This window comes from Ferrimonas sp. YIN67 (assembly GCF_057219095.1).
On the sequence record NZ_JBXVVJ010000004.1, the window covers coordinates 66,447 to 93,137 of the forward strand.

A 26,691-nucleotide genomic window follows, 5' to 3' on the forward strand; every position below is an offset into this window, starting at 1 on the left:
CTATCTGGCCGTTGTTGAGTTCAATTAAAGACCATCTCGTGCTCGTTGGGCACGTTGGCGTAGCTGGCGTTGCTGGACCTGGAGGCTGGCACGTACCAGCTGTTCCTGATCTGACTCGCGGATGGCGCAAAAACGGATCTGGGCGATCAGCCCCAACTCCTGCTCGCTGCAGTGCTCTACCTCGCCATGGGCATAGGCGGCGATCTGCGCATCGGGCAGGAAGATCCTCAGAGCCAGAGGGGTTTTGGCTGCCAGTGGGGTATCCAGGCGGACACTGATCCCTGAGCCGCCGAAGCGGATCCCCTGAGCCTGCCAGCGGGCGTTGGGATCCTGAGACAGCTGCTGCTGCAGGACCAGATCGATTTTCTGCGATTGTAGACGCAGGTAGTCCGCCAGGGCCGCGGCATGTTGCTCCATGCCCTTGAGCAGGGGCAGGCAATGCTGCTCCAGTTCACTGACCTGGGCCATCAGGCGGAAGGCCTGGGGCATCTTTTGCTCCAACTGCGGGCCGTCGAGCCAGAGCTCATCCACGTCAATGGGATCGATCAGCACGTCAAAGGGCGCGGCGACGCTAAAAAAGGTGTCCTCGGACGCCATGGGGGATAGTCCTTGTGTGTCACATGGATTTTTAATTATTATCCGTGAACTTATGACTTTAGCCAACCTGCCTCTATGACCTCAGTAGTGCCGATGTTTATCGGCTTGCGTTACTGGCGTGCCCGCAAGGATACTCGTTTCGTTTCCTTTATCACCCTGTTCTCCGTATTGGGGATCACCATCGGAGTGGCGGCCTTGATCATCGTTAGTTCGGTGATGAACGGCCTCGAGGGCCGACTCAAGGGCCAGATCCTCGGTGCTGTTCCTCAACTGGTGATCACCCCTGGCGACGCCGATCCTCAGCGATTGCGCGCGGATCTGGCCGGCCATCCCCAGATCCTGGCTCAGGTCCCCATGCTGGCCTCCGAAGCCCTGGTGATGCGGGGTCAGCAGATGGGAGGCGTGCAGTTACTGGGGGTGGATCCTGTCGCCGAGCGACCCTATTCTCCCCTGGCTGCCCACATGGTGCAGGGGCAGTATGAAGCCCTGCAAAGTGGGGAATATAAAATTTTGCTCGGTAACCAGTTGGCCAGCCAGCTGGGGGTCTTCGCCGGGGATCAGGTTCGGGTCATGACGGCGCAAGGGGCGCGTTATACCCCCATGGGGCGAGTGCCCAGCCAGCGAAACTTCACCGTGGCCGGCCTGTTTCAGCTAGGTTCTGACGTCGATTCGCGCATGGCAGTGATCCATATTGACGACGCGGCACGCTTGTTGCGGCAGCCTCCCCAATGGCGCCTCTATCTGCAGGATGCCTTCCTGGCTCCTCAACTCAGTGCCCAGTTGACCCGACAGTGGCGCGATCTGCCCCAGGTTCCTGAACTGTCGGATTGGCGTAGTGAGTATGGCCAACTGTTTGCCGCGGTGAAGATGGAAAAGCGGATGATGGCCCTGTTGCTGGGACTGATCATCGCCGTTGCCGCCTTCAATATCGTATCTGCGTTGGTGATGATGGTGACCGATAAGACCAGTGATGTGGCGATCCTCAAAACCCAGGGACTCTCTCGTCCGGCGGTGATGGGGATCTTCACCGTTCAGGGGATGAGCAGCTCGGCCCTGGGGACCGTGCTCGGCCTGGTGCTCGGCCTGTTGCTGGCGCTCAACCTGCAACCTGTGCTGGAGCTTTTGGGGATCTGGCTGCTCCCTCCGGGCCAGCCCCTACCGGTGATCATCGAGCCCCTTCAGGTGGCGGCGGTGGTGTCCGGGGCCCTGTTTTTAAGTTTTCTTGCCACCCTGTATCCGGCCTGGCGAGCCTCTCATGTCAATCCGGCCGAGGTGCTGCGTTATGAATAACTGTGTTCTGTATCTTGTTGAGTTGTTTGGAGAGCGAGCATTATGACGACCCCCCTGTTGCATTGTGAGGGCCTGGGCAAGGTCTACCGGGATGGTAAGCAGGAGACTCGCGTGCTCAGTGATCTGTCGTTGGAGGTCAATCGCGGAGAGCTGGTGGCCATTGTTGGCAGCTCAGGTTCCGGTAAGAGCACCTTGCTGCATCTGCTGGGGACTTTGGATCTGCCCAGCGAAGGTCGGATCCGCTTCGAGGGCAAAGATCTGCTCCGGCTGTCCGAACGGGAGCGTAACCGCCTTCGTAACGACAAGCTGGGCTTTATCTACCAGTTTCATCACTTGCTGCCCGAGTTTACCGCCCTGGAGAATGTGGGGATGCCGCTGCGGATCGCCGGCAGGCCGCCTGCCGAGGTTAAGGCGCGCGCCAGCGAACTGCTCCATCGGGTGGGCCTGGCCCATCGCCTGGAGCATCGTCCCGGCGAGCTGTCCGGGGGTGAGCGACAGCGGGTCGCCATTGCCCGGGCGCTGGCCAACCATCCGGCGCTGGTGCTGGCGGATGAGCCGACGGGCAATCTGGATGAGCACACGGCCGAAGAGGTGTATCAACTGCTTCGAGAGCTGGCGGCGGAGCAGGGCACGGCCTTCGTGGTGGTGACCCATGATCGCGCCCTGGCGGCTCGCCTGGATCGTCAGCTGGAAATGCGCAACGGTCACCTGGAGCATCAAGACAACCAGGCGGAGCCTGCCCATGGGTAAAGGCTTGCCATTTCAGATCGGCTGGCGTTTCCTGCGCACTCGAACCGCCAACGGTTTCGTCTCCTTTATCTCCCTCTCCTCCGTGGTGGGGATCACCCTGGGGGTGGCGGTCTTGATCCTGGTGCTGTCGGCAATGAATGGCTTCGAGCGGGAGCTTCGCGAGCGCCTGCTGGCGGTGGTGCCCCACGGCGAGCTGATCGCCGTCGAGGGGGCGTTGCAGGACTGGCCGGCCCTGGTGGCGGATGCCGAGTCGGAGCCGGGGATTGCCGCAGCCGCCCCCTTTGTGCTGCTCGATGGCCTGTTACAGCGTGGCGATGTGATGAAGCCGGTGACGGTCCGTGGGATCCTGCCCGAGCAGGAGGCCCGGGTCTCCTCGGCGATGAGCTATATGTCCCAGGCGGCGTGGCAGAGTCTGCAGACGGCGGGGAACAACCTGGTGCTGGGAGAAGCCCTGGCCGATGCCCTGGATGTGACGGTGGGTGATCGCCTCGCCCTGTTGATCCCCTCCGCCAATGCCGGGCCGCTCAGTGCGCCCAAGAATGTGGTGTTCACCGTCTCCGGACTGTTTGATCTTGGGGGAGAGATCGATCGTACCGTGGCCTACACCAATATGGCCTTTGCCGGTCAGATCGCCGGGTTGAGCACAAGTGGAGAGACGCCGGCGGCCGGCGGTGTGCGCTTTAAGGCGACGGATCTGTTTGCCGCGCCCCAGTTGGTGCGCAATGTGGGCTTTCGTCAGGCCCAGTATCTCCTGCTGTCCGATTGGACCCGTACCCAGGGACACCTGTACAGCGATATCCAGTTGGTGCGCATGCTCACTTACCTGGTGTTGGTGCTGGTGGTGGCTGTGGCCAGCTTCAACATCATCTGCTCCCTGGTGATGTCGGTGCGGGACAAGGAAGCGGAGATCGCCATCCTACGTACCATGGGGATGAGCAAGGGGGGGATCCTTGGCTGCTTTATGGTGCAGGGCTCCCTGACCGGCGCCATGGGCTGCTTGCTGGGGGCCGGGTTCGGCTCGGCGGTGGCGTATCGCCTGTCCGAGATCATGGCGTTTATCGAGCAAACCTTTGGGGTCCACTTCCTCTCAGGCGACGTCTATTTTATCGATTTTCTGCCCTCTCAACTGATGCTGCGGGACGTGGTGACCGTCTCCCTGCTGGCCTTTGTGGTTACCCTGATCGCCACCTGGTATCCGGCTTGGAAGGCCAGTCGACTGCAGCCGGCGCAGCTGTTGTAGCTGGTTTCCTCTTGCCGACATTGAGGCGTTGCTTCACCTCCTCGCCTCAATGCCAAGGATGCGGCTAGATCCCGACCATGGGGCCTGCTAGACTCCGCGCGCTTAATCCTATTTTCGGAGATCCCCCCATGGCCAAGACCGCCGCCGCCCTGCACATCCTGGTGAAACACGAATCCAAGGCCAAGGAGTTGCTCCTGCAGCTCGAGAAGGGTGCCAACTTCCAGACGCTGGCGAAGAAATACTCCAGCTGTCCGTCGGGTAAGAAGGGCGGCAGCCTGGGAGAGTTTCGCAAGGGTGATATGGTCGGGCCCTTCGACAAAGCCGTTTTCAGCGGGGAGATCCTCAAGCCGCTGGGTCCGGTAAAGACCAAGTTTGGCTGGCACATCATCAAGGTTTTATATCGGACCTGAGGGGTTCCTTGCCCGGTAGCGCCGAACCGTTTGGCCTTAGCCTGGGGAGAGGTATAGGATGGCGAGAGTGACGATCATCAGCCATGGCCGAGATCATGAACATTACACTTCGCTCGACCTTAACCTGTCCCCATTGTGGCCATCTCGCAACCGAGCCCATGCCTACGGACGCGTGTCAGTGGTTTTATCAGTGTCCCCACTGCCAAGTACTCCTCAAACCCCTGCCCGGTGACTGCTGCGTGTTCTGCTCCTATGGGACGGTGAAGTGTCCCTCCATTCAACAGGGACAAAGTTGCTGTGGCCGTGAGAGCGTGTAACTCACAGTGCAGTTTTACGTTGGATAAGATCGCTTAAAGCACCAAGAAGCGTCCCCAACCTGAACTGGGGCTCTCAGTCTCTCCCCGCACGGCGGGCAGCCGCCTGCCGGTTACAGCTTGAGCCACGCTTGCCATGATGTCAGGGTATAAAAAAGCCGCTCTCCTCTGGGAAAGCGGCTTTTTTGATCGGTTTGCCGGGGTTACTGATCGAACCCGGTTTCCTGCACCAGGCGTCTGGCATCCTGATGGTAACCGGCCCACTGCGCCAGCGGGATGGGATCGGCGTTAAACGGGCCCCAGGCCGCCACCATCTCGCTGGGGGCGTGATCCGGATGGATGGGGAACTCCGCATTGAGCGCCGGGTAGAGTGCCTGGGCTTCCGGGCCGGAGAGGAACTCCAGCAGGGCCCGGCCCCCTTCGGGGTTGTTGCCATGGCGGCTCATGACTGCGCCTGAGATGTTCACATGGGTACCGCGATCCTGCTGGTTGGGGAAGTTGATCACCACCTGTTGGGCCAACTCGCGCTCCGCGTCGTCTCTGAGCATGTAGCCGTAGTAGTAGCTGTTGGCGACGGCGTAGTCACACACGCCCTCGGCCACGGCCTTGATCTGGGCTTTGTCGGTGCCCTGGGGCGGCCGCACCAGATTGGCTTTCAGCCCTTTGAGCCAGGCGCGGGTTTCGGCCTCGCCGTGGTGGGCGATCAACGAGGCGATGAAATCCAGGTTGAAGGGGCTTCGGCCGGAGCGCATGCAGACTTTGCCGCGAAACTCGGGTTTGGCCAGATCTTCGTAGCTGAGGTTAACGGCCCCGACGCGGGTTTTGGCGCTGTAGATGTTGCGGGTTCGCAGGGTCAGACCGAACCAGTGGTGCTCAGGATCCCGGTACTGGCTGGGGATGTTTTGCTCAAGCACGGGGCTATTGACCGGTGCGGTCCAGCCCATCTCGACCAGGGGAATGAGGCGGGAGACATTGTTCAGCAGCACCACGTCCGCGGGGGAGTCGGCCCCCTCCTGCTCCAGGCGTTGCTCGAGGCCGATACGGGAGACATAGACCACTTTGGTGGCGATCCCGGTTTGCTCGGTAAAGAGTGCCATGGTGGGCTCGATCAGCTCGGCCTGACGGGAGGTGTAGACGGTAACGGGTTGGGCGATGGCCAGGCTGCTGAGGAGCAGGCTGGCCATCGTCAGGGCGTGACGCATGGGATCTCCAAAAACGGCAATAGAGGAAAGGGCCTCATTCTAGGGCAGGGGAGAATGACCGGGCAACGGCTTGTCACGGAAGATGTCGTATGGGACAGCTCGGTTCGTGGGAGGGATCCTCAATCGAGACAACCGGTTGAAGTACCAGTAGCAAAGGTCTGGTGGGTAATCGGGCCGGTCGGAGGGTGCAGCCCCATGGCCAGCTGGTCAGCACCTGAGTTGGTGTTTTCGTGAGCAGGAGATCTTCAAGAGTTTCCCAATGGGCCACAGTGAGTTTGATACCCAGTTTTGATCGTCATCAAGAGGACGTAGGTCTTGCAGAAAGTGAGCCTCAGGAGAGCAGTAGAGCAATCTATGGAGCCAGTGTTCTGTCGAAGGCGGGTCAAGCCGCCTGCCACTGAGCCTGCGATTGAGTCGTGAACGCCTTAGCGACCGACGTCCGGATTGATCACCTTCTCCTGGCGCCCGGTTGGTCCTCGGGTGTGGGTCTGGGCATGTTGCTGGGCCTGACGTTTGAGTTGCTGGCCTTTGAACGCGGCGACGACCGCGGCGATCAGAAACAGGCCAAAGGAGGCCGCCAGGATCAACAGGAAGATGGGCAACAGCAGGAAAAACAGACCGGCCAACAGGAGGGTGCCGAGCACGGCATGCAGGGGGCTGATGGGCTGCCCTTTGCCGTACACCTGGTAACGGACCTGGCGACAGCGGTGTAAAAAGGGATTGATCATGGGGCCTCCGGAAGGTGCGCGCCACAGCACGGGAATGGACGAGTAGATTAACACGGCGAAGCTGAATGGGGGGTGACCCCGGTGTCAGCCATTATCTGTTATCCGACGCCAGCCGGTCCGGTGGGTTCCCTCGATGGAAGAAAATTGTGAAGCGGACCCGGTTACAGCGACCCAGAGCAAAGAGAGACAGAGAGCTCTTTGCTCTGGGTGACCACCTCAGGAGTAGCGTCGCATTCGGTCTTCGCGGCGTTTGCGCCAGTTAAACAGGATGGAGTAGCGCCACAGGCTATTGATCACCAGGTAGGTGAGACCGGCGAATATCAGCCCCAACAAACCACAGCCCAGCAGGAAGGGGGGGCCGTAGGAGTGGAGGCTGTCCGCGAGCCACTGGAAGCTCAGTTCGAAATGGAATCCGGTGCGTTCCCAGCGCATGATCCAGGTGCCCATGAGGTAGGCACAGTAGAACATGATGGGCATGGTCAGGGGGTTGGAGATCCAGACGGTGACAATGGCCAGGGGCATGTTCACCCCGGCGATGATGGCCAAAATAGCCGCCAAGACCATCTGGAAGGGGATGGGCATCCAGGCACTGAACATACCCAGAGCCAACGCACCGCTGGCGGAGCGTCGGTTTAGGTGCCATATGTTAGCCCGTTGCATCCATGGGCCAAGTAACTTGAGGTACTTGTGCTGCCGGACTGCTTCCGGATCAGGCATGATCCTTTTAATCGTTCTTTTCGGCATCGTATTGGGACGAAATCAAAACCCTGATGGTAAATGGAATTCTGTTTGGGTGGGTGGCAGTACTGTCATTGAGTGTAGTCTGGCCTGTACTGCTGCCTGTACCTATCCTGCTTGCAAGTATACCTGCATTGTTTCTGCTGGGCCGCCGACCTGTGCTGTTGGGACTGGTCGCAGGCCTGCTGTTTGGCCATGGCTATGCCCATTGGCTGACGGATCCGAAGCGGCCCTTGGCACCGGGGATCCATAGCGTCATTGCCGTGGTGACCGAGATCCCCACTGGCGCGGAACTATACCAGCGAACCCGTTTCTCCGTCGAGCAATTGAATGGCAAAAAGCTGGCATTTTACCAAGCTGAAACCATTGATTTAGCTTGGTATAACGGACCCCCCCTAAAACTGGGACAACGCTATGATCTCGAGGTAAAGCTCAAGGATCCCACGGGCACCCTGAATTTGGGGGGAGGTAACCGCCGCCGTCAGCTATTGGCGCTGGGGATCGGGGCCAGCGGCTATGTCCGCAGCGGGGTGTTATTAGAGGATCCCGGCCATTGGCGACGCACCTTGCTGGACCGGCTGGAGGCCGCGACGCGTGGCCTGGCACGTGGCGATCTGATCCGTGCCCTGGTGCTGGCCGACAGGCGAGGGATCAGCGATACGCGCTGGCAACAGATGCGGCGCTCCGGGCTGATCCACCTGCTGGCCATCTCCGGCCTTCACCTGACCATAGTGGCTGGCCTGGTGCTGGGCGGCGGCCGTTGGCTGTTGCCGAGGATCTATCCGGATCCCCGTGGGCGTGGTCGACTGTGGATCGCCCTGCTGGCGACACTGATGGTGGTCGGTTACGGTGCCCTGGCCGGGTTTGCCCTGCCAACCCGGCGCGCCGCAGCCATGGTGGTGCTGGGCATGATCCTGTTGGGGATGGCCCGCAACGCCCGGCCCTGGGAGATCCTGCTGCGTGTGGCGGCCCTGCTGCTGTTGATGCAGCCCCTGGCGGCGATGACGCCGGGATACTGGCTCTCTTTGGGTGCCGTGACCGTGATCCTTTGCGTTAACTGGTGGCTGCCTAAACCTAAGAGTGGCTGGCAGAAGCTGCTGTGGTTTATCCAGTTGCAGTGTGCCCTGACCCTGGCACTCACGATCGTTCAAGGTGCCTGGTTTGGTCAGTTCAGTCTCCATGGGCTGTGGGCCAACCTGCTGATCCTGCCTCTGTTCTCCATGGTGATCCTGCCCCTGTGCCTGCTCTGTGGCGGGGCGGTGCTGCTGGGGACATCGCCGGCGGTGCTGTGGCCGGCGGATTGGGCTTTGCTGGCGGTGGAGGGGGTAAGCACCTGGGCCAGCCAAGCCACCTGGGGCTATGGTGAGCTGGCCCAATGGATGCTCTGGCCTCTGGCTCTGGCAGGGGTCGCGGTTGCTCTGGTGAGGCTTCGGCCCTGGCGCGGTTGGCACTGGCAGGGGGCCATCCTGCTGTTGCCTCTGGCACTTGTGGCGGTGAGGCCGCTCCCCTATTGGCGCATGGATGTGATCGATGTCGGCCAGGGGCTGGCGGTGTTGATCCAGAGAGGGCAGGGAGCACTGCTTTATGATACCGGTGCCCGTCTGCCCGGCGGATTCAGCTATGCCCAAACCAGCATCCTGCCGTTGCTGCGAGAGCGGGGGATCCGGCGGCTCGACTATCTGGTGATCAGCCATGGCGATAACGATCATGCCGGTGGGGCAGGCGTGATCCTGAACAGCCTGCCCGTTACCCAGCAAATCGGCGTCGGCGGCCGCCCCTGCGAAACCGGCCCCCGAAGCTGGCGCGGCCTCTCCCTGCGCTGGCTGCAGGCGCCACTGATGGGGAATGATGGCTCCTGTGTGCTCCTGCTCAGTGATGGTGAGCATCGAGTGCTGCTGCCCGGCGACATCGAGCAGGCGGGGGAAACCTACCTGTTAAACCAGGGCCTGTCGGGGCCACTCAGTGTGCTGCTGGCCCCCCACCATGGTTCGAAGAGCTCCAGCAGCGAGGCCTTTGTTGAAGCCTTCCCTCCGGCCCATGTGGTGTATCCGGCCGGGCGGGACAATCGCTGGGGATTTCCCCACCCTCAGGTGGCTGCACGATACCGAGCGGTTGGCAGCCAGGCGTGGCAGTCGGGGCTGACCGGGCAGCTGAGTTTCCGCTGGCAGGCGGATGGCACAATGACTCTTGAGCGCTACCGTCGTCAGCTCGCCCCCTGGTGGTATAACCAGCAATAGGGCATATCGAACGCGGGTTTTGTGGTTGAGCCATTGGTATCGCCCCGTGAGCGGAGTAGAATGCTGCCTTTCGAGAATTGATAATTGGCTGTTATGAGCGACAAACAATCCGGCCAGGTCTGGCCGACTTTTAAGCGCCTGTGGCCCTATGTGCGCCCCTACAAGAAGGCTTTCATCGTCGCTGTCTTAGCGATGGCGTTTTACGGCGCGGTGGATGCGGCCTTGATCTACATGTTGAAGCCCTTCATCGACAACGGGTTGCAACCGGGTGACGTGGATTTCCTGCGCTGGGTGCCCCTGTTCATCATCGGCATGTTTGTGCTTCGAGGCAGCGCCAATTTTGTCTCTACCTATTGCATGGCCTGGGTCAGCCAACATGTGATCCGGTCGATGCGTCAGGCGGTGTTTGAAAAGTACCTGAAACTGCCAGTCAGCTATTTTGACAGCCGCTCCAGTGGGGATCTGATCTCCAAGGTCACCTATGACACGGAGCAGGTCTCTCGGGCCTCCTCCAGTGCTTTGGTTTCCATGATCAAGGACGGTTTCACCGTGCTGGCGCTGTTGGCGATGATGTTTTACGAAAGTTGGCAGCTCTCCTCCATCATTTTCCTGATCGGCCCCCCGGTTGCCTGGGTCATTGCCTTCGTCAGCCGCCGCTTCCGCAAAGTTTCCAAGAACATCCAGGCCGCCATGGGCGGGGTCACCAGTGCCACCGAGCAGATGCTGAAAGGGCATAAGAATGTGCTCGCCTTTGGCGGGCAGGCGCTGGAAGCGGAGCGCTTTGCCAAGGTCAACAACCGCACCCGTCAGCAAAACATGAAGCTGGCTGCGGCCCAGGCGATCAGTCAGCCAGCGATCCAGATCATCGGCTCCTTTGCGTTGGCGACCGTGTTCTTCGCCGCCAGCTTCGAAAGCGTGTTGAACAGCATGACTCCGGGCTCCTTTGTGGTGATCATCAGCGCCATGATGGGGCTGCTGGCGCCGTTAAAGCGTCTAACCCGGGTTAATGCCGAGTTCCAGCGTGGGATCGCCGCGGCATCCAGTGTCTTTGACGTACTCGACGAGTCCGATGCCCGGGATACGGGCACTCAAGTGATTGAGCGCAGCCGAGGTGACGTAACTCTGGAGCAGGTGGTATTCAGTTACCCCAGCTCAGAAGGGCCTGTGCTCAAGGGGATCGATCTGGCCATTCCCGCCGGCAAGACGGTCGCCCTGGTGGGACGCTCCGGCTCTGGCAAGACCACACTGTCGACCCTGCTGCCCCGTTTCTATGAATTGGACAGTGGCACCATTCGCCTCGATGGCACCGACATCTCCGAGTTGACACTGGCCAGCCTGAGGGCGCAGATCGCCACGGTGTCTCAACAGGTGGTGCTGTTTAACGACAGCATCGCCAATAACATCGCCTATGCCTGCAAAGAGGATGTGACCCGGGAGCAGATCGAGGCGGCGGCCAAGGCGGCCCACGTGATGGAGTTCGTGGAGAAGCTGCCGGACGGCCTGGATACCCTGGTGGGCGAAGATGGGATCCTGCTCTCCGGCGGTCAGCGCCAGCGTATCGCCATCGCTCGAGCCATTTTGCGTGATGCCCCCGTGCTGATCCTGGATGAGGCGACCTCGGCCCTGGATACGGAGTCCGAGCGGGCCATCCAATCGGCCCTGGAAACCCTGCAGCAGGGACGCACCTCTCTGGTGATCGCCCACCGCCTCTCCACCATCGAGTCTGCCGATGAGATCGTGGTGATGGATCAGGGCGAGATCATTGAGCGTGGCAGTCATCAGGAGCTGCTCGCGAAGCGGGGAGCCTTCTGGCAGCTGCACCAACTGCAGTTCGGCGACGAGTGATGTCACTGCAATCCCGCATAGAACACGCCTGGCAGCAGGGTCACCCCCTGCTGTGGTTGCTGGCGCCCCTAAGCGCCCTGTTTGTCGGGATCACGGCCCTGCGTCGGTGTCTCTACCGGCTTGGTCTCAAGCGTCAGCACCGCCTGCCACTGCCTGTGGTGGTGGTGGGGAATATCAGTGTGGGGGGCAATGGTAAGACGCCCACCGTGCTCTACCTGGTTGAGCTGCTCAAGGCCCGAGGCTATCGCCCGGGGATCATCAGCCGTGGCTATGGTGGCAAGGCCGAGCACTACCCGCTGCGCCTGAGTCCGGTTACCCGGGCCAGCGAGTGCGGCGACGAGCCCCTGTTGATGTTTCAGCGTACCGGCGTGCCCGTGGTGGTGGGGCCGGATCGGGTGGCCGCAGCCCAGTGCCTGGTGGACTCGGGCGAGGTGGACATCATCATCAGTGATGATGGCATGCAGCACTATCGCCTGGGCCGCAGCCTCGAGGTGGCGGTGATCGATGGCGAGCGTCGTTTTGGCAACGGTTATCGTCTGCCCATGGGGCCGCTGCGGGAAGGGGTCGAACGCCTGGGCCAGTGTGATCTGGTGATCTGCAACGGCGGACAGGCCGACACCGGCGAGTGGCCCATGTCCCTGCAGCCGGGCAACTGGCGGGCGGTGAATGGTCGAGGTGAGGTGGCGCCGATCCCCCCCTATGTGGCCATGGCGGGGATCGGTCATCCTCCCCGTTTTTTTGCCACCCTGGCAGGGATGAAGCTGGAGCTGGAAAGACAGATCCCCTTCCCGGATCACCAGGCTTATGATGAGGCGACCCTGGCGGCCTTGAGCCCCGCCGGTCAGTCCCTCTTAATGACTGAAAAAGATGCGGTTAAGTGCCGTGCCTTTGCCCGTGATAACTGGTATTACCTACCGGTAACTGCTAGTTTGGGCCCAGATTTTGATAGCCAATTTATGGCCAAGTTGAAGGAAAAGCTCGATGGCGTTTGATAATAAATTGCTGGAGATCATTGCCTGCCCCGTGTGTAAGGGCAAGCTGGAGTATGACCGTGAAGGCCAGCGACTGATCTGCAAGGCAGACCGTCTGGTATACCCGATCACCGAAGGGATCCCGGTCCTGCTGGAAGATCGGGCCACCGCGCTGGAGAGCAACGACTGATGTCTTTTGTGGTGGTGATCCCGGCCCGCTATGGTTCAACCCGGTTGCCGGGCAAGCCCCTGGCCGATATTGCGGGCAAGCCGATGATCCAGCACGTGGCTGAGCGGGCGCAGGCCAGCGGGGCCGAGCGTGTGGTGGTGGCCACGGACGATCAGCGTGTGGTCGATGCCTTGGGGACACAGTTTGAAGTCCTGATGACCTCGGCTGATCATCAAAGTGGTACGGAGCGCCTGGCCGAGGTGGTCGAGCGGCTGGCACTGGGTGATGACACCATAGTGGTGAATGTTCAGGGGGATGAGCCTTTGATCCCCCAGGCGAACATTCGTCAGGTCGCGGACAATCTGGCCGCGGGCTCTGCCGAAATGGCGACTCTGGCGGTGCGCATCGATGATGCCGAAGAGATGCACAACCCCAATGCGGTCAAGGTGGTGTGTGACAAAGATGGCCATGCCCTCTACTTCTCTCGGGCGCCCATTCCCTGGGCCCGGGACCGCTTCGCTGCCGAAGGCACCAAGGCGATCAGCCCAGGGGCCCTGCGTCATGTGGGGATCTACGGATACCGTGCCGGCTTTATCCGACGTTATGTCTCCTGGCCGGTCAGCCCACTGGAGACCATTGAGTCGCTGGAGCAGCTTCGAGTGCTGTATCAGGGCGAGAAGATCCACGTGGCTGAGGCCAAGGAGATGCCCCGTGCCGGCGTGGATACGCCGGAAGATCTGGAGCGGGTACGCCAGATCCTGGCTCGCTGAAGCGTCATTCAACGACAAACGCCGTCATCTGTGACGGCGTTTTTGCTTTTAGCCGCTTGCAGCCAAGCTACAAGCTGCAAGCTGCAAGTTACAAGCTACAAGCTACAAGCTACAAGCGCCTGTTACTCATCGCCTACTGCAGCGATGCCGTCGCGTACCGCAGGGCCGTCAGGCCCATACCGCGCTTTTGGCTCACTGCGTGGCAGAGAGCGTGACCGCTACAAGCGTTCCTGTTTCGGCAGTGACGACGAAGGGGGAGACTGGCTCCACAACTCGCTTTGCAGTGCCTTGAACAGGCGTTGCAGTTCGTCATAGGGCGTGGTCTCGGGGAGGAGCTGCTGTTTCGCTCCCCAGAGCACTAGCAGTACCAGGGCGCAGATCAGCACGGCCTTCCAGTAGGGGCTGTCGAGAAACAGGCTAAAGGCGAAGGCCCCGGTGAGGATCGCCACTACCCAGGCCAAGCCATCACCATCAACGACCTGGCTGGTCAGTGACTGCAGGGCGAGGGCGGCGGCCACGGCTGCCAGGGCGGCGTACCAGCTCGGGTTGCCCAGACGCAGCAGCCTTGCCCCCAGATAGATGGGTAACAGGCTAAGCAGCAGGGCGATGATCAGAAACCGGATAAGTTCAAACAGCATCTCAGTGGGCTTCCTGCTCAAGCCAGAGGGTTTCGATCCAGCGCTCTTCACCGATAAAGGACCAGCTCCAGCCCTTGAGACTCTCAGGTAGGCCTGCCTCATGCCAGGCTTTGGCGGGTTGATCCGTCATGGACTGCGCCCACTCCAGAGATTGTCGCAGCATGGAGATAAAGCGGGCCAGATCCTGCAAATTGGCCAACTCGCCGTGGCCGGGGATGATCTGAGTGTTCTCATCACACCACTCGAGGAGCTGCATCAGCTGGTGAAGGTCGCCTTCAACACTGCCGCCGTGCTGATGATCGATAAAGGGAAAGCGATCTTTGAAGAAGAGATCGCCGGTATGCAGCACATTGGCTTCCTCAAACCAGACCAGGGTATCGCCATCGGTATGGCCCCGCCCCAGATGACGCAGGCGAATATGCTGGCCGTTAAAGTGCAGATCTACGCCCTCATCGTAGGTGAGGACCGGGAGCGCCTCGTCGGTTTGACCATCGGCCTTGAGGTGGCGGCGAACATTGTGATGGGCCAGGATCATGGCATCGGCCCCCAACTCCGTGTTGCCACCGGTATGATCGGCATGATGATGGGTGTTGATCACCAGGTCGGGTAACCCCTTGGAGCCTGGTGTCAGCCGCTGGAGCTGTGCCTGGATCTTGGGGGCCAGGGGGGCAAATTGATCATCAATGATCAGCAGGCCGTCTTCCCCGATCAGAACGCCGATATTGCCACCTGAGCCTGTGAGCATATAGATGCTGTCGGTGAGTTGATGGCTCACGATCTCGGTGTCATCGAATTGGCCGTCCTGCGCCCAGCTCAAACCATTGAAGCTACCCATCAGTAGCAGCAGTGCCCCAAAGCTCTTACTCATCTCTTTGAAAGCCATCGACACCTCCTTGTGCTCTAGTGATAAGCCTTAACCTAGTCGCTAGTGGTGGCAAGGGAAAGGCGATGTCAAAAAACCTTTTTTGCATGGGCTTAATTCTATGATGGGGTTGTGTCGCAATGCCTTTTCGGACCGCTGCCAACAGCAAAAGGTGTGTTGCTCTTGGCGCCCGTATGCATCCGGTTGATGCCCTCACCCTCGTTGATTCTGAGGCATGACTTTAGGGTTGCGCAGTGCCTGCTTCGGATCTGGGGCCGGCTGCGGCCTATCGGTTCGTGCGTTGATAGCTGCGGCTTTCAATTGGTGGCTTGCGGCTACCTGGATAATGACAGGGGGCAGATTGTGTGAAGCAGCAACAGATGATTGGGAGTTCGCCATCAAAAAGCCCGCCAGATGGCGGGCTTTTTATGGGTGTTTGCGAGGGTTAGCGCTGGTTTCCCGGAACATAATCCCGCAGTGGGGCACCGGTATAGAGCTGACGCGGGCGCCCAATTTTGTGGCCTGGTTGGCTTAGCATCTCCTGCCAGTGTGACACCCAGCCGACGGTGCGGGAGAGGGCAAAGATCACGGTAAACATGGAGGTGGGAATGCCGATGGCCTTCATGATGATCCCTGAGTAGAAGTCGACGTTCGGGTACAGCTTCTTCTCAACGAAGTAGTCATCGGACAGGGCGATACGTTCCAGCTCCATGGCGACATCCAGCAGTGGATCCTGGATGTTGAGCTCTGCCAGAACTTCGTGGCAGGTCTCGCGCATGACGGTGGCACGGGGATCGAAGTTCTTGTACACCCGGTGGCCAAAGCCCATAAGGCGGAACGGATCATCCTTATCCTTGGCGCGGGCAACAAACTCGGGGATGCGATCGACGCTGCCGATCTCCTCAAGCATGTTGAGGCAGGCCTCGTTGGCTCCACCGTGGGCCGGGCCCCAGAGGGAGGCGACACCGGCGGAGATGCAGGCAAACGGGTTGGCCCCGGAGGAGCCTGCCAGGCGTACGGTGGAGGTGGAGGCATTTTGTTCGTGATCGGCATGGAGGATGAAGATCCTATCCATGGCGCGCTCTACCACGGGATTGACCACATACTCTTCGCAGGGCACGGAGAACATCATGTTCAGGAAGTTGCCGGCAAAGGAGAGATCGTTACGTGGGTAGACGAATGGCTGGCCTTGATTGTACTTGTATGCCATGGCAGCCAGGGTCGGCATCTTGGAGATCAGGCGGATGGCGGCGATCTCACGGTGACGCTCGTCGTTGACGTCGGTGGAGTCATGATAGAACGCAGACAGGGCGCCAATGACACCACAGAGAATGGCCATTGGGTGGGCGTCACGGCGGAAACCGCGGTAAAAATTGGCCAACTGTTCGTGAACCATGGTGTGGCGTGTCACCAGATCCTTGAACTCCTGCATCTCCTGATCGCCCGGCAGATCGCCTTTGAGCAGCAGGTAGCAGACCTCCAGGTAGCTGGATTGAGTGGCGAGCTGGTCGATCGGGTAGCCGCGGTGCAGCAGGATCCCCTTGTCTCCATCGATGAAGGTGATCTCGGATTCGCAGGAAGCGGTCGCGAGGAAGCCCGGATCAAACGTGAAGTGCTCGTGCTTGCCCAGAGTGCTGATGTCGATGACATCGTGCCCTGCAGAGCCGGATTTGATCGGCAGTTCGATCGTCTCCTGGCCTGGGATCTGTAGCTTGGCAACGTGGTCACCCATAGCTGGTTCTCCTTACTTCTTTTATCGTTATCCATATTGTCACGCCGGACATTCTAAGTGAGCGACGTCACAAAAGGCAATTCGCATTCATCCGTGCAATAAAGGCGTGACCATTGAGTTACATTCGCTTGACTTGGATCTTTCTGACATTTCTGAAAACAATTCACACATCTCATAGTTGGTAAAAATGTGATGTTTGTATTTGTTTTTGTGCGGTGTATACTGGCCGCGACCCTCCGGGGAAGGCTCGCCAGCAAGGGTTTTATTGGCTAGTCCGAACCGATTAGAGCGCGACAAAGGTAGTAGATTTGTTGCACTTAAATCGCACTAAGAGGGGGCTGAACGATGGCAGTAAGTTCTGTTTTTTATCGGGACAGGGTGGTGTCGCGTTCAGCAGGATAAAACGATAACTATTTGCTCAATGGAGCTGAGTGAGCAGAACGTGAATAAGCAAAGACCTGTCTATCTGGATCTGCAACAGATCCAATTTCCGGCAACGGCGATTGCATCGATCCTGCATCGGGTATCCGGTGTTGTACTCTTCGTCTCAATTGCCGTCGTCCTGTGGCTGCTGGCCACCTCCCTTGAATCCGCTTCCGGGTTCGAAACCGTTTCCCAATTATTGGGCTCACCCTTCGCCAAGCTGGTGTTTTGGGGGATCCTGACGGCCTTTGCCTATCACCTATGCAGTGGCGTTCGTCACCTGTTGATGGATTTAGGGTATTTCGAAGGCTCGATGGAAAGTGGTAACAACTCTGCCCGGGTGGCCTTCGCCCTGGCCGCACTCTTGTCCGTATTGGCGGGGATCTGGTTATGGTAAGGAACGCGGCAACCCTGGGGCGCAGTGGCGTCCATGACTTTGTTCTCCTGCGGGCCAGTGCCCTGGTATTGGCCAGTTACCTGATCTTTATGGTGGGTTATCTGGTCTGTACCCCGGAGATCACCTTCAGTAGTTGGCAGGGCCTGTTTTCCGGCATCGCCATGAAGGTTTATACCCTGCTTGCCCTGCTGGCGGTGTTGATCCATGGCTGGATTGGTCTGTGGCAAGTGCTGACCGATTACATCAAACCGGTAGGCCTGCGCGCCTTCTTGCAGTTTGGCATAAATCTGGTTCTGCTGGCGTACATGTTCGCCGGTGTTGTGATCCTGTGGGGTGTGTAAGTGACTATTCCAGTAAAAGAATTTGATGCCATTGTGATTGGCGCCGGGGGCGCGGGCATGCGTGCCGCGCTGCAGATCTCCAAAGAGGGCAAGTCCTGTGCTCTGCTCTCCAAGGTATTCCCGACTCGCTCCCACACGGTCTCCGCCCAGGGCGGGATCACCGTGGCGCTGGGTAATGCCCATGAGGACAACTGGGAATGGCACATGTACGACACGGTCAAGGGCTCCGATTACATCGGAGATCAGGACGCCATCGAGTACATGTGTAAGACCGGGCCTGAAGCCATTATCGAGATGGAAAATATGGGCTTGCCCTTCTCCCGTTTTGAAAACGGCAAGGTGTATCAGCGCCCCTTCGGTGGCCAGTCCAAGAACTTTGGCGGCGAGCAGGCGGCCCGGACGGCGGCAGCGGCGGATCGAACCGGTCATGCCCTGCTGCACTGCCTCTACCAGCAAAACGTTAAGAATAAAACCGAGGTGTACTCCGAGTGGTACGCCCTGGATCTGGTGAAAAACCAGGATGGCGCCGTGGTGGGTGCCACCGCCATCGATATCGAAACCGGTGAGATCGTCTACTTCAAATCCAAGGCCACGGTGCTGGCCACCGGTGGTGCCGGGCGGATCTACGCCTCCACCACCAACGCCCACATCAATACCGGTGACGGGGTCGGCATGGCGCTGCGGGCGGGCGTGCCGGTGCAGGATATGGAGATGTGGCAGTTTCACCCCACGGGGATCGCCGGTGCCGGTGTGCTGGTGACCGAAGGGTGTCGCGGTGAAGGCGGCTACCTGCTGAACAAGGACGGTGAGCGCTTTATGGAGCGTTACGCGCCCAACGCCAAAGATCTCGCCGGACGGGACGTGGTCGCGCGCTCCATCATGACCGAGATCCGCGAAGGCCGAGGTTGTGATGGTCCCTGGGGACCTCACGCCAAGCTGAAACTGGATCATCTGGGCAAAGAAGTGCTGGAGTCCCGCCTGCCGGGCATCTGTGAGCTGTCCCGAACCTTTGCCCACGTGGATCCCGTGGTGGAGCCCATTCCGGTGATCCCCACCTGTCACTACATGATGGGGGGGATCCCCACCAATGTGAATGGCCAGGTAGTGGGGGCTGATGAGAAGCCGATCCAGGGCCTGCTGGCGGTGGGTGAGATCGCCTGCGTATCGGTCCATGGCGCCAACCGCCTGGGCGGCAACTCCCTGCTGGATCTGGTGGTGTTCGGTCGTGCGGCCGGTATGCACCTGGGTGAGACCCTGGACGCTCAGGGCGAAGCCCGTGATGCCTCCGAGTCTGATCTGGAAGCCAGCCTCAGCCGTTTGAACCGCTGGGAGTCCAGTAAAAATGGCAACGGCGAGGATCCGGTACAGATCCGCAAAGATCTGCAGCAGTGCATGCAACTCAACTTCTCCGTGTTCCGTCAGGGCGAGGCGATGGCTGAAGGGCTGGAGCAGCTCAAGGCGATCGCCGGTCGCCTGGAGAGCGCCAAGCTGTCTGACACCTCCAAGGCGTTTAACACCCAGCGTATCGAGTGTCTGGAACTGGACAACCTGATGGAGACCGCCATCGCCACGGCGAAGGCGGCCAACTTCCGCACCGAGAGTCGCGGTGCCCACTCCCGTGAAGACTTTACCGAACGGGATGACGAGAACTGGCTGTGCCATAGCCTGTACAACCCGCTGACGGGTGAGATGAGCAAGCGCGATGTCAATATGACGCCAAAACTGCGTGAAGCCTTCCCGCCAAAAGTGCGTACTTACTAAGGAGGGGACAGACGATGAAATTGGACGTTTCTGTCTACCGCTACAATCCGGAGACCGACAACCGCCCCACGATGCAGGACTACACCCTGGATCTGCCGGATGGCGCCGACATGATGGTGTTGGATGTGCTCCTGCTGCTTAAGGAGCAGGATCCCAGCCTGTCGTTCCGTCGCTCCTGTCGTGAGGGGGTCTGTGGCTCCGACGGCATCAATATGAACGGCAAGAATGGCCTGGCCTGCATTACACCCATCTCCACCTTCCAGGGTAAGAAGCTGCAGATCCGGCCGCTGCCGGGTATGCCTGTGGTTCGGGATCTGGTGGTGGATCTGACCCAGTTCTACACCCAGTATGAGAAGATCAAGCCATATCTGATCAACGACGGGAAAACGCCGGCCCGGGAAAATCTGCAGTCTCCCGAGGAGCGCGAGAAACTCGATGGCCTGTATGAGTGCATCCTGTGCGCCTGCTGCTCCACGGCCTGCCCATCATTCTGGTGGAACCCGGATAAGTTTGTCGGGCCCAGCGGCTTGCTGCATGCGTACCGCTTCCTGGTGGACAGCCGGGATACGGCCACGGATGAGCGACTGTCTGAGCTGGATGATGCCTTTAGCGTATTCCGCTGTCATGGCATCATGAACTGCGTCAACGTCTGTCCCAAGGGGCTCAACCCCACCAGGGCGATTGGCCACATCAAGTCTATGCTGCTGAATCGCGCGGTCTGATATGACTGGCGCGGTTGGCGTTATGAACTGATAAGGGAGGCCACGCTTTGTTACGCAAAGGCGTGGCTTTTCTATATATTGCCCGGAGTGTCGCGATCCCGGGCGCGAGAAGCGAAAGGAACAAGAATGCAACAGGATTCCCTCAAGGCCTGGCAGGCGAGCTCCCATTTTGCCGGAGCGAATGCAGCCTATATCGAAGAGTTGTATGAGGCCTATCTGGATGATCCCAGTGCCGTCGGTCAGGAGTGGCAGGCGATCTTTGCCGAGCTGCCTGGCGAGGGTGCGGTCGCCGATGTAGGCCATACGCGGATCCGGGATTATTTCCGAGAAGTCGCGCTCGACAGCAATCGCTCCAAGAAGACCACGGTGGATCCGGAACTGTCGGAGAAACAGGTTCGCGTGTTGCAGTTGATCAATGCCTACCGTTTCCGAGGCCATCAGGCGGCGAAGTTGGATCCCCTGGATCTGTGGAAGCGCGATCCCGTGGTTGAGCTGGATCCCATGCACCATGGTTTGACCGTCGATGATCTGGGGCGGGAGTTCAACACAGGTTCCTACGCCTATGGTGGCGAGACCATGAAGCTGGGTGAACTGGTCGACAACCTGACCAAGACCTACTGCGGTCATATTGGTGCCGAATACATGCACATCACCAATACCGACGAGAAACGCTGGATCCAGCAGCGTCTCGAATCGGTGCTGGGTCAGCCAAGTTTCGACAGTGATAATAAGGTGCGGCTCCTGTCCGGCCTCAATGCCGCCGAGGGGCTGGAGAAATACCTGGGGGCCAAATTCCCCGGTGCCAAGCGCTTTTCGTTGGAGGGTGGCGACGCCATGGTGCCCATGATGCGGGAGCTGATCTACCGTGCCGGTGATCAGGGTGCCAAGGAAGTGGTGGTGGGCATGGCGCACCGTGGCCGTCTTAATATGCTGGTCAACATCCTGGGGAAAAAGCCCGGGGATCTGTTTGATGAGTTTGCCGGCAAGCACGATGAGGCCCTGGGCAGTGGTGATGTGAAGTATCACCAGGGGTTCAGCTCAGACTTTGCCACTCCAGGGGGCAATGTCCACCTGGCGCTGGCGTTTAACCCTTCGCACCTGGAGATCGTTGCCCCTGTGGTGATGGGCTCGGTGCGGGCGCGGATGGATCGTCGCAACTGCGACAGCGGCAAGCTGGTGATGCCCATCACCATCCATGGCGATTCCGCCATCGCAGGCCAGGGGGTGGTGCAGGAAACCCTCAACATGTCCCAGACCCGAGGTTTCCATATTGGCGGTGCGATCCGCGTGGTGATCAACAACCAGGTGGGCTTTACCACATCCAACCCTCAGGATACCCGTTCGACCGAATACTGTACCGACATCGCCAAGATGCTGCAGGCACCGGTGTTCCATGTGAACGCGGACGACCCTGAGGCGGTGGCGTTTGTGGCTCAGTTGGCGGTGGATTTCCGTTACGAGTTTGGCCGGGATGTGTTCATCGATCTGATCTGCTACCGTCGCCATGGTCATAACGAGGCGGATGAGCCCAATGCGACCCAGCCGCTTATGTACCAGAAGATCAAGAAGCATCCGACGCCCCGCAAGATCTATGCTGACCGCTTGATTGCCCAGCAGGTGATGAGTGCCGAAGAGGTGACCGAGCAGATCAACACCTATCGTGATCAGCTCGATCACGGTGACTGTGTGGTGCCCGAGTGGCGGGTGATGACCGAACATTCGGTGGACTGGACCCCCTTCCTGGGCCATGACTGGAATGCGCCCTGGGAGAGCAAGGTGTCCGTTGAGCGCCTGCAGACTCTGGGGGCCGCACTCACCGACTTTCCGGAATCCCACACACTGCAATCCCGGGTCGCCAAGATCTACAAGGATCGTGAAGCGATGGCGGCGGGGGATAAGCCTCTGGACTGGGGGATGGCCGAGATCCTGGCCTATGCCACCTTGCTGGAGGATGGTTACCGGGTCCGTCTGACCGGTCAGGACTCCGGTCGTGGCACCTTCTTCCACCGTCATGCGGTGTTGCATAACCAGGATAACGCGACGACCTATATGCCGCTGCGGCATATTGCCGAGAAACAGGGGCCTATCGAGATCCACGACTCGGTGCTGTCGGAAGCCGCGGTGTTGGCGTTTGAGTACGGCTATGCCACGGCAGAGCCCTCGGGCCTGACCATGTGGGAGGCTCAGTTTGGTGACTTTGCCAATGGCGCCCAGGTCGTGATCGATCAGTTCCTCAGCTCCGGTGAGCAGAAGTGGGGGCGCCAATGTGGCCTGACCCTGCTGCTGCCCCACGGTTATGAAGGGCAGGGGCCGGAGCACAGCTCCGCACGCTTGGAACGTTTCCTCCAGCTGTGTGCCAATCACAATATGCAGGTGTGTGTGCCCACCACGCCAGCTCAGGTCTACCACATGATCCGCCGTCAGACCCTGCGCCCGATGCGTCGCCCCCTGGTGGTGATGAGTCCCAAGTCCCTGCTGCGCCACCCCTTGGCCATCAGCACGCTGGATGAGTTGGCCAGCGGTACCTTCCAGAACGTGATTGGTGAATGTGACGAGCTGGATCCTGCCGGTGTCAACCGCGTGGTGTTCTGCGCTGGCAAGGTCTATTTCGATCTGCTGGAAAAACGCCGCCGCGAAGAGCTAAGCAATGTCGCCCTGATCCGGGTGGAGCAGCTCTACCCCTTCCCGGCCGAGGAGATGGCCAAGGTGCTGGCGGACTACCAGCATGTGACCGACTTTGTCTGGTGTCAGGAAGAGCCTCAGAATCAAGGCGCCTGGTACTGCAGTCAGCACCACTTCTGGCAGGCGATCCCGCCACGGGGGCAGTTGACCTATGCAGGGCGAGAAGCCTCGGCTGCGCCCGCAGTGGGCTACGTCTCGGTTCACAACAAACAACAACAGGCGTTGGTCAACGACGCGCTCAACCTGAAGTAAGTACTTAACAAGGATTGATAGATAATGAGCATCGAAATCAAAGTTCCCGTACTGCCTGAGTCGGTCGCCGATGCCACCATCGCCACCTGGCACGTACAGCCGGGAGAAGCGGTTAGCCGGGATCAGGTTCTGGTCGATATTGAAACCGATAAGGTGGTATTGGAAGTCCCAGCGCCGGAAGACGGCGCCCTGGGGGAGATCCTCAATAATGAAGGGGAGACCGTGTTGGCCGAGCAGGTGATCGCCAACTTTATTGCCGGCGCCAAGGCGGGTCAGGAAGTGACCAAGGAGGAAGCCTCCACGCCAGAAGCCCCGGGATCAGAACACAGCAGTGAGGCCCTGAGCCCCTCGGTACGTCGGTTGGTCGCCGAGCACAACTTGGATGTGGCACAGCTTAAAGGCACAGGTGTCGGTGGTCGCATCACCAAAGAAGACGTGGAAGCCTTTGTTCAGAATAAGGACACGGCACCGTCGGCCCCAGCCCAGCAGGCCAAGGCTCCGGCCCCCGAACTGGGGGATCGCACCGAGAAGCGGGTGCCGATGACCCGTCTGCGCAAGCGCATCGCCGAGCGACTGCTGGACGCGAAGAACTCCACTGCCATGTTGACCACCTTCAACGAGGTCAATATGGCGCCCATCATGACGCTGCGTAAGCAGTATCAGGAGATCTTCGAGAAGCGCCACGGCATTCGATTGGGTTTTATGTCTTTCTATGTCAAGGCCGTGGTCGAAGCGCTCAAGCGCTACCCCGAGGTCAACGCCTCCATTGATGGTGATGACATCATCTACCACAACTACTTCGACATCAGCATCGCGGTGTCCACCCCTCGTGGCTTGGTGACGCCGGTGCTGCGGGATGCCGACAAGCTGTCGGTGGCCGAGATCGAAAAAGGGATCAAGGAGCTGGCGGTCAAGGGCCAGGCCGGGAAATTGACCGTTGATGAGTTGTCCGGTGGCAACTTCACCATCACCAATGGCGGCGTGTTCGGCTCCCTGATGTCGACCCCCATCATCAACCCGCCACAAAGCGCCATCCTGGGGATGCACGCCATCAAGGATCGGCCCATGGCCGTAGACGGTCAGGTGCAGATCCAGCCGATGATGTACCTGGCGCTGTCTTACGATCACCGCATCGTCGATGGCCGTGAGTCGGTCGGTTTCCTTGTAACTATCAAGGAGTTACTGGAAGATCCGACTCGTCTGCTGTTGGATATCTAATTAAAAGTATGGGGGCATGGCAACATGCCCCTACCCAAGTGGTTGTCTTTTAAAGACAATCGGAAGGACGAGAGAAGTAAAACGGATAGAACAACATGAATCTGCATGAGTATCAGGCTAAGCAGATCTTCGCCGAGTACGGTCTGCCCGTCTCCGAAGGTTTTGCATGTGACACCCCTCAGGAAGCCGCCGAAGCGGCCAGTAAAATTGGTGGCGACAAGTGGGTGGTGAAATGCCAGGTCCACGCCGGTGGCCGTGGTAAAGCCGGGGGCGTTAAGCTGGCCTCCAGCAAGGATGAGATCCGCGAGTTTGCGCAAAATTGGCTGGGTAAGAACCTGGTGACCTATCAGACCGATGCCGCGGGTCAGCCGGTGGCGAAGATCCTGGTAGAAGAGTGTACGGATATCGCCAAGGAGCTGTACCTGGGCGCCGTGGTCGATCGTGGCACCCAGCGCGTAGTGTTTATGGCGTCCACCGAGGGCGGTGTTGAGATCGAGAAGGTGGCCGAGGAAACTCCGGAGCTGATCCACAAGGCCGCCATTGATCCTCTGGTGGGTCCCCAGGCCTACCAAGGGCGCGAATTGGCCTTCAAGCTGGGCTTGAAAGGCGATCAGATCAAGCAGTTCACCAAGATCTTCCTGGGCCTGGGACAGATGTTCCTGGATCTGGATTTTGCATTGCTGGAGATCAATCCCCTGGTGATCACCGGGCAGGGCAACCTGCACTGCCTCGATGGCAAGATCAACATCGACTCCAACGCCCTGTATCGTCAGAAGAGTGTGCGGGAGATGCATGACCCGTCCCAAGAGGATGAGCGTGAAGCCCACGCCGCCCAGTGGGAGCTGAACTATGTGGCACTGGATGGCAACATCGGTTGCATGGTCAACGGTGCGGGCCTGGCCATGGGCACCATGGACATCGTCAACTTGCACGGCGGCAGCCCGGCCAACTTCCTGGATGTGGGCGGTGGCGCCACCAAGGAGCGGGTGACCGAGGCGTTTAAGATCATCCTTTCCGATGACAACGTCAAAGCGGTACTGGTCAACATCTTCGGTGGCATCGTGCGCTGTGATCTGATCGCCGAAGGGATCATCGGTGCGGTGGAAGAGGTGGGTGTGAAAGTGCCCGTCGTGGTCCGCCTCGAAGGCAACAACGCCGAACTGGGCAGCAAGGTGCTGGCCGAGTCCGGTCTCAACATTATTGCGGCCAACAGCCTGACGGACGCGGCGCAACAAGTGGTTCAAGCAGCGGAGGCCCAGTAATGAGCGTTTTGATCAACAAAGACACCAAGGTGATCTGCCAGGGTTTTACCGGCGGCCAGGGCACCTTCCACTCCGAGCAGGCCATTGAGTACGGAACCCAGATGGTCGGCGGCGTGTCCCCGGGCAAAGGCGGCACCACCCACCTGGGCCTGCCGGTGTTCAACACCGTGCGCGAAGCGGTGGAAGCCACCGGTGCCACCGCCTCGGTGATCTACGTCCCGGCTCCCTTCTGTAAGGACGCCATCCTCGAGGCGATCGACGCTGGCATTGAGCTGATTGTCACCATCACCGAAGGCATTCCCACCCTGGATATGCTGGATGTGAAGGTCAAGCTGGATCAGGCAGGCGTGCGCATGATCGGCCCCAACTGCCCCGGCGTGATCACCCCCGGCGAGTGCAAGATCGGCATCATGCCCGGTCACATCCACAAGCCGGGCAAGGTGGGCATTGTCTCCCGCTCTGGCACCCTGACCTACGAGGCGGTCAAGCAGACCACAGACGAAGGCTTCGGCCAGTCGACCTGTGTGGGTATTGGCGGCGATCCGATCCCCGGCTCCAACTTCATCGATATCCTGGCCATGTTCCAGAACGATCCCCAGACCGAGGCGATCGTGATGATCGGTGAGATTGGCGGCACGGCGGAAGAGGAAGCGGCGGCCTACATCAAGGCCAACGTGACCAAGCCAGTGGTCTCCTACATCGCCGGTGTGACGGCACCTCCGGGCAAGCGGATGGGCCATGCCGGCGCCATCATCGCCGGGGGTAAAGGCACGGCCGATGAGAAGTTTGCAGCCCTGGAAGACGCCGGTGTCCGCACCGTACGTTCGCTGGCTGACATCGGTAAGGCCCTTCGGGACATGACGGGCTGGTAATACCCTCGCCAGCGAGTCACAAACCCACCCTTCGAGGTGGGTTTTTTTGCGCCCGCGATGACCTGTTGTTTGACGACGTGAAGGAAAGCTCGTTCTCGGTAAACAATCACATGTTGTTAAATTACGAAAATGCCGTGTGTGAAAATCGTTTTTAAACGGTATTTTTCCCTAAGTGGTGAAAATCTATTACTTTAGCTGGTCAATTGGTCGGACATTGGATCCGGATCACGGAAACCTTCTGGGAAGCGTCCAAAATACGCCGCATAAC

The 26,691-nt window shown here is 59.6% G+C and carries 25 protein-coding genes; 18 read left to right on the plus strand and 7 right to left on the minus strand.

The genetic code is table 11. From position 1 onward, the window contains the following. Positions 1–24: 24 nt before the first annotated feature. Entirely contained in the window at positions 25–597 is a 573-nt protein-coding gene (locus tag AC2D8U_RS10765) for a PilZ domain-containing protein (protein ID WP_484619053.1), read from the minus strand. Positions 598–672: 75 nt separating this feature from the next. On the opposite strand from AC2D8U_RS10765, the gene AC2D8U_RS10770 reads away from it, so the two are divergent. The 5 genes from AC2D8U_RS10770 to AC2D8U_RS10790 all read left to right on the plus strand — a co-directional run bounded on the left by AC2D8U_RS10770 (position 673) and on the right by AC2D8U_RS10790 (position 4,604). Continuing rightward, positions 673–1,887 (plus strand): lipoprotein-releasing ABC transporter permease subunit, encoded by a 1,215-nt coding sequence (locus AC2D8U_RS10770; RefSeq protein WP_484619054.1) that lies wholly within the window; start codon positions 673–675, stop codon positions 1,885–1,887. A 42-nt stretch (positions 1,888–1,929) separates the two neighbouring features. Then, complete coding sequence (gene lolD / locus AC2D8U_RS10775) at positions 1,930–2,637, plus strand: lipoprotein-releasing ABC transporter ATP-binding protein LolD (RefSeq protein ID WP_484619055.1); 708 nt, start codon at positions 1,930–1,932, stop codon at positions 2,635–2,637. Next, positions 2,630–3,877 carry a lipoprotein-releasing ABC transporter permease subunit LolE gene (gene lolE, locus AC2D8U_RS10780; protein WP_484619056.1) on the plus strand — a complete coding sequence of 416 codons (1,248 nt, stop codon included), beginning with the start codon at positions 2,630–2,632 and terminating at the stop codon, positions 3,875–3,877. The genes lolD and lolE overlap by 8 nt, the downstream gene beginning before the upstream one ends. Before the next feature lie 128 nt (positions 3,878–4,005). Next, complete coding sequence (ppiC, locus tag AC2D8U_RS10785; protein ID WP_484619057.1) at positions 4,006–4,287, plus strand: peptidylprolyl isomerase PpiC; 282 nt, start codon at positions 4,006–4,008, stop codon at positions 4,285–4,287. Between the two features lie 95 nt (positions 4,288–4,382). Next, positions 4,383–4,604 carry a GDCCVxC domain-containing (seleno)protein gene (locus AC2D8U_RS10790; RefSeq protein ID WP_484619058.1) on the plus strand — a complete coding sequence of 74 codons (222 nt, stop codon included), beginning with the start codon at positions 4,383–4,385 and terminating at the stop codon, positions 4,602–4,604. A gap of 200 nt (positions 4,605–4,804) precedes the next feature. Here the strand turns inward: AC2D8U_RS10790 and AC2D8U_RS10795 are convergent, their stop codons facing one another. The 3 genes from AC2D8U_RS10795 to AC2D8U_RS10805 all read right to left on the minus strand — a co-directional run bounded on the left by AC2D8U_RS10795 (position 4,805) and on the right by AC2D8U_RS10805 (position 7,275). Next, positions 4,805–5,803, minus strand: a complete 999-nt coding sequence (locus AC2D8U_RS10795) for an extracellular solute-binding protein (RefSeq protein ID WP_484619059.1) — start codon at positions 5,801–5,803, stop codon at positions 4,805–4,807. A gap of 425 nt (positions 5,804–6,228) precedes the next feature. After that, a complete protein-coding gene (locus tag AC2D8U_RS10800) occupies positions 6,229–6,531 on the minus strand; it encodes a hypothetical protein (RefSeq protein WP_484619060.1) in 303 nt (100 codons plus the stop codon). A 216-nt stretch (positions 6,532–6,747) separates the two neighbouring features. Beyond that, on the minus strand, positions 6,748–7,275 hold the full coding sequence (locus AC2D8U_RS10805) for a DUF2062 domain-containing protein (RefSeq protein WP_484619061.1): 528 nt from the start codon (positions 7,273–7,275) through the stop codon (positions 6,748–6,750). A 68-nt stretch (positions 7,276–7,343) separates the two neighbouring features. On the opposite strand from AC2D8U_RS10805, the gene AC2D8U_RS10810 reads away from it, so the two are divergent. From AC2D8U_RS10810 to kdsB, 5 genes are all read left to right on the plus strand, one after another. Beyond that, positions 7,344–9,506 (plus strand): DNA internalization-related competence protein ComEC/Rec2, encoded by a 2,163-nt coding sequence (locus AC2D8U_RS10810; protein WP_484619062.1) that lies wholly within the window; start codon positions 7,344–7,346, stop codon positions 9,504–9,506. Between the two features lie 93 nt (positions 9,507–9,599). After that, on the plus strand, positions 9,600–11,351 hold the full coding sequence (gene msbA, locus AC2D8U_RS10815) for a lipid A export permease/ATP-binding protein MsbA (RefSeq protein ID WP_484619063.1): 1,752 nt from the start codon (positions 9,600–9,602) through the stop codon (positions 11,349–11,351). 5 nt (positions 11,352–11,356) lie between these two features. Then, on the plus strand, positions 11,357–12,343 hold the full coding sequence (gene lpxK, locus AC2D8U_RS10820; protein WP_484619265.1) for a tetraacyldisaccharide 4'-kinase: 987 nt from the start codon (positions 11,357–11,359) through the stop codon (positions 12,341–12,343). Then, a complete protein-coding gene (locus tag AC2D8U_RS10825) occupies positions 12,333–12,512 on the plus strand; it encodes a Trm112 family protein (RefSeq protein ID WP_484619064.1) in 180 nt (59 codons plus the stop codon). The genes lpxK and AC2D8U_RS10825 overlap by 11 nt, the downstream gene beginning before the upstream one ends. Then, positions 12,512–13,261 (plus strand): 3-deoxy-manno-octulosonate cytidylyltransferase, encoded by a 750-nt coding sequence (kdsB, locus tag AC2D8U_RS10830; protein ID WP_484619065.1) that lies wholly within the window; start codon positions 12,512–12,514, stop codon positions 13,259–13,261. The genes AC2D8U_RS10825 and kdsB overlap by 1 nt, the downstream gene beginning before the upstream one ends. Positions 13,262–13,479: 218 nt before the next feature. On the opposite strand, the gene AC2D8U_RS10835 is transcribed toward kdsB, so the two are convergent. The 3 genes from AC2D8U_RS10835 to AC2D8U_RS10845 all read right to left on the minus strand — a co-directional run bounded on the left by AC2D8U_RS10835 (position 13,480) and on the right by AC2D8U_RS10845 (position 16,493). Next, the gene (locus AC2D8U_RS10835; RefSeq protein ID WP_484619066.1) at positions 13,480–13,899 is read right to left on the minus strand and encodes a hypothetical protein; all 420 of its coding nucleotides are present in this window, start codon (positions 13,897–13,899) and stop codon (positions 13,480–13,482) included. Position 13,900: 1 nt separating this feature from the next. Next, a complete protein-coding gene (locus AC2D8U_RS10840) occupies positions 13,901–14,782 on the minus strand; it encodes an MBL fold metallo-hydrolase (RefSeq protein ID WP_484619067.1) in 882 nt (293 codons plus the stop codon). A gap of 424 nt (positions 14,783–15,206) precedes the next feature. Beyond that, positions 15,207–16,493, minus strand: coding sequence for a citrate synthase (locus AC2D8U_RS10845; protein WP_484619068.1), 1,287 nt, complete (start codon positions 16,491–16,493; stop codon positions 15,207–15,209). A gap of 421 nt (positions 16,494–16,914) precedes the next feature. Here AC2D8U_RS10845 and sdhC point away from each other — a divergent pair, with 421 nt between their 5' ends. The 8 genes from sdhC (at position 16,915) to sucD (ending at position 26,423) form a co-directional block, all read left to right on the plus strand. After that, positions 16,915–17,313, plus strand: a complete 399-nt coding sequence (gene sdhC / locus AC2D8U_RS10850; protein ID WP_484619069.1) for a succinate dehydrogenase cytochrome b556 subunit — start codon at positions 16,915–16,917, stop codon at positions 17,311–17,313. Then, complete coding sequence (sdhD, locus tag AC2D8U_RS10855) at positions 17,307–17,654, plus strand: succinate dehydrogenase, hydrophobic membrane anchor protein (RefSeq protein WP_484619070.1); 348 nt, start codon at positions 17,307–17,309, stop codon at positions 17,652–17,654. The genes sdhC and sdhD overlap by 7 nt, the downstream gene beginning before the upstream one ends. Next, entirely contained in the window at positions 17,655–19,415 is a 1,761-nt protein-coding gene (sdhA, locus tag AC2D8U_RS10860) for a succinate dehydrogenase flavoprotein subunit (RefSeq protein WP_484619071.1), read from the plus strand. It begins immediately after the preceding gene. Between the two features lie 14 nt (positions 19,416–19,429). Next, positions 19,430–20,137, plus strand: coding sequence for a succinate dehydrogenase iron-sulfur subunit (locus AC2D8U_RS10865; protein ID WP_484619072.1), 708 nt, complete (start codon positions 19,430–19,432; stop codon positions 20,135–20,137). 126 nt (positions 20,138–20,263) lie between these two features. After that, positions 20,264–23,071 (plus strand): 2-oxoglutarate dehydrogenase E1 component, encoded by a 2,808-nt coding sequence (gene sucA / locus AC2D8U_RS10870; protein ID WP_484619073.1) that lies wholly within the window; start codon positions 20,264–20,266, stop codon positions 23,069–23,071. 24 nt (positions 23,072–23,095) lie between these two features. Beyond that, positions 23,096–24,289 carry a 2-oxoglutarate dehydrogenase complex dihydrolipoyllysine-residue succinyltransferase gene (odhB, locus tag AC2D8U_RS10875; protein WP_484619074.1) on the plus strand — a complete coding sequence of 398 codons (1,194 nt, stop codon included), beginning with the start codon at positions 23,096–23,098 and terminating at the stop codon, positions 24,287–24,289. A 95-nt stretch (positions 24,290–24,384) separates the two neighbouring features. Further along, the gene (gene sucC / locus AC2D8U_RS10880; protein ID WP_484619075.1) at positions 24,385–25,551 is read left to right on the plus strand and encodes an ADP-forming succinate--CoA ligase subunit beta; all 1,167 of its coding nucleotides are present in this window, start codon (positions 24,385–24,387) and stop codon (positions 25,549–25,551) included. Then, positions 25,551–26,423: a succinate--CoA ligase subunit alpha gene (gene sucD / locus AC2D8U_RS10885; RefSeq protein WP_484619076.1), complete on the plus strand. Its 873-nt coding sequence runs from the start codon at positions 25,551–25,553 to the stop codon at positions 26,421–26,423. Before sucC ends, sucD begins: the two co-directional genes overlap by 1 nt. The last annotated feature ends 268 nt before the right edge of the window (positions 26,424–26,691 follow it).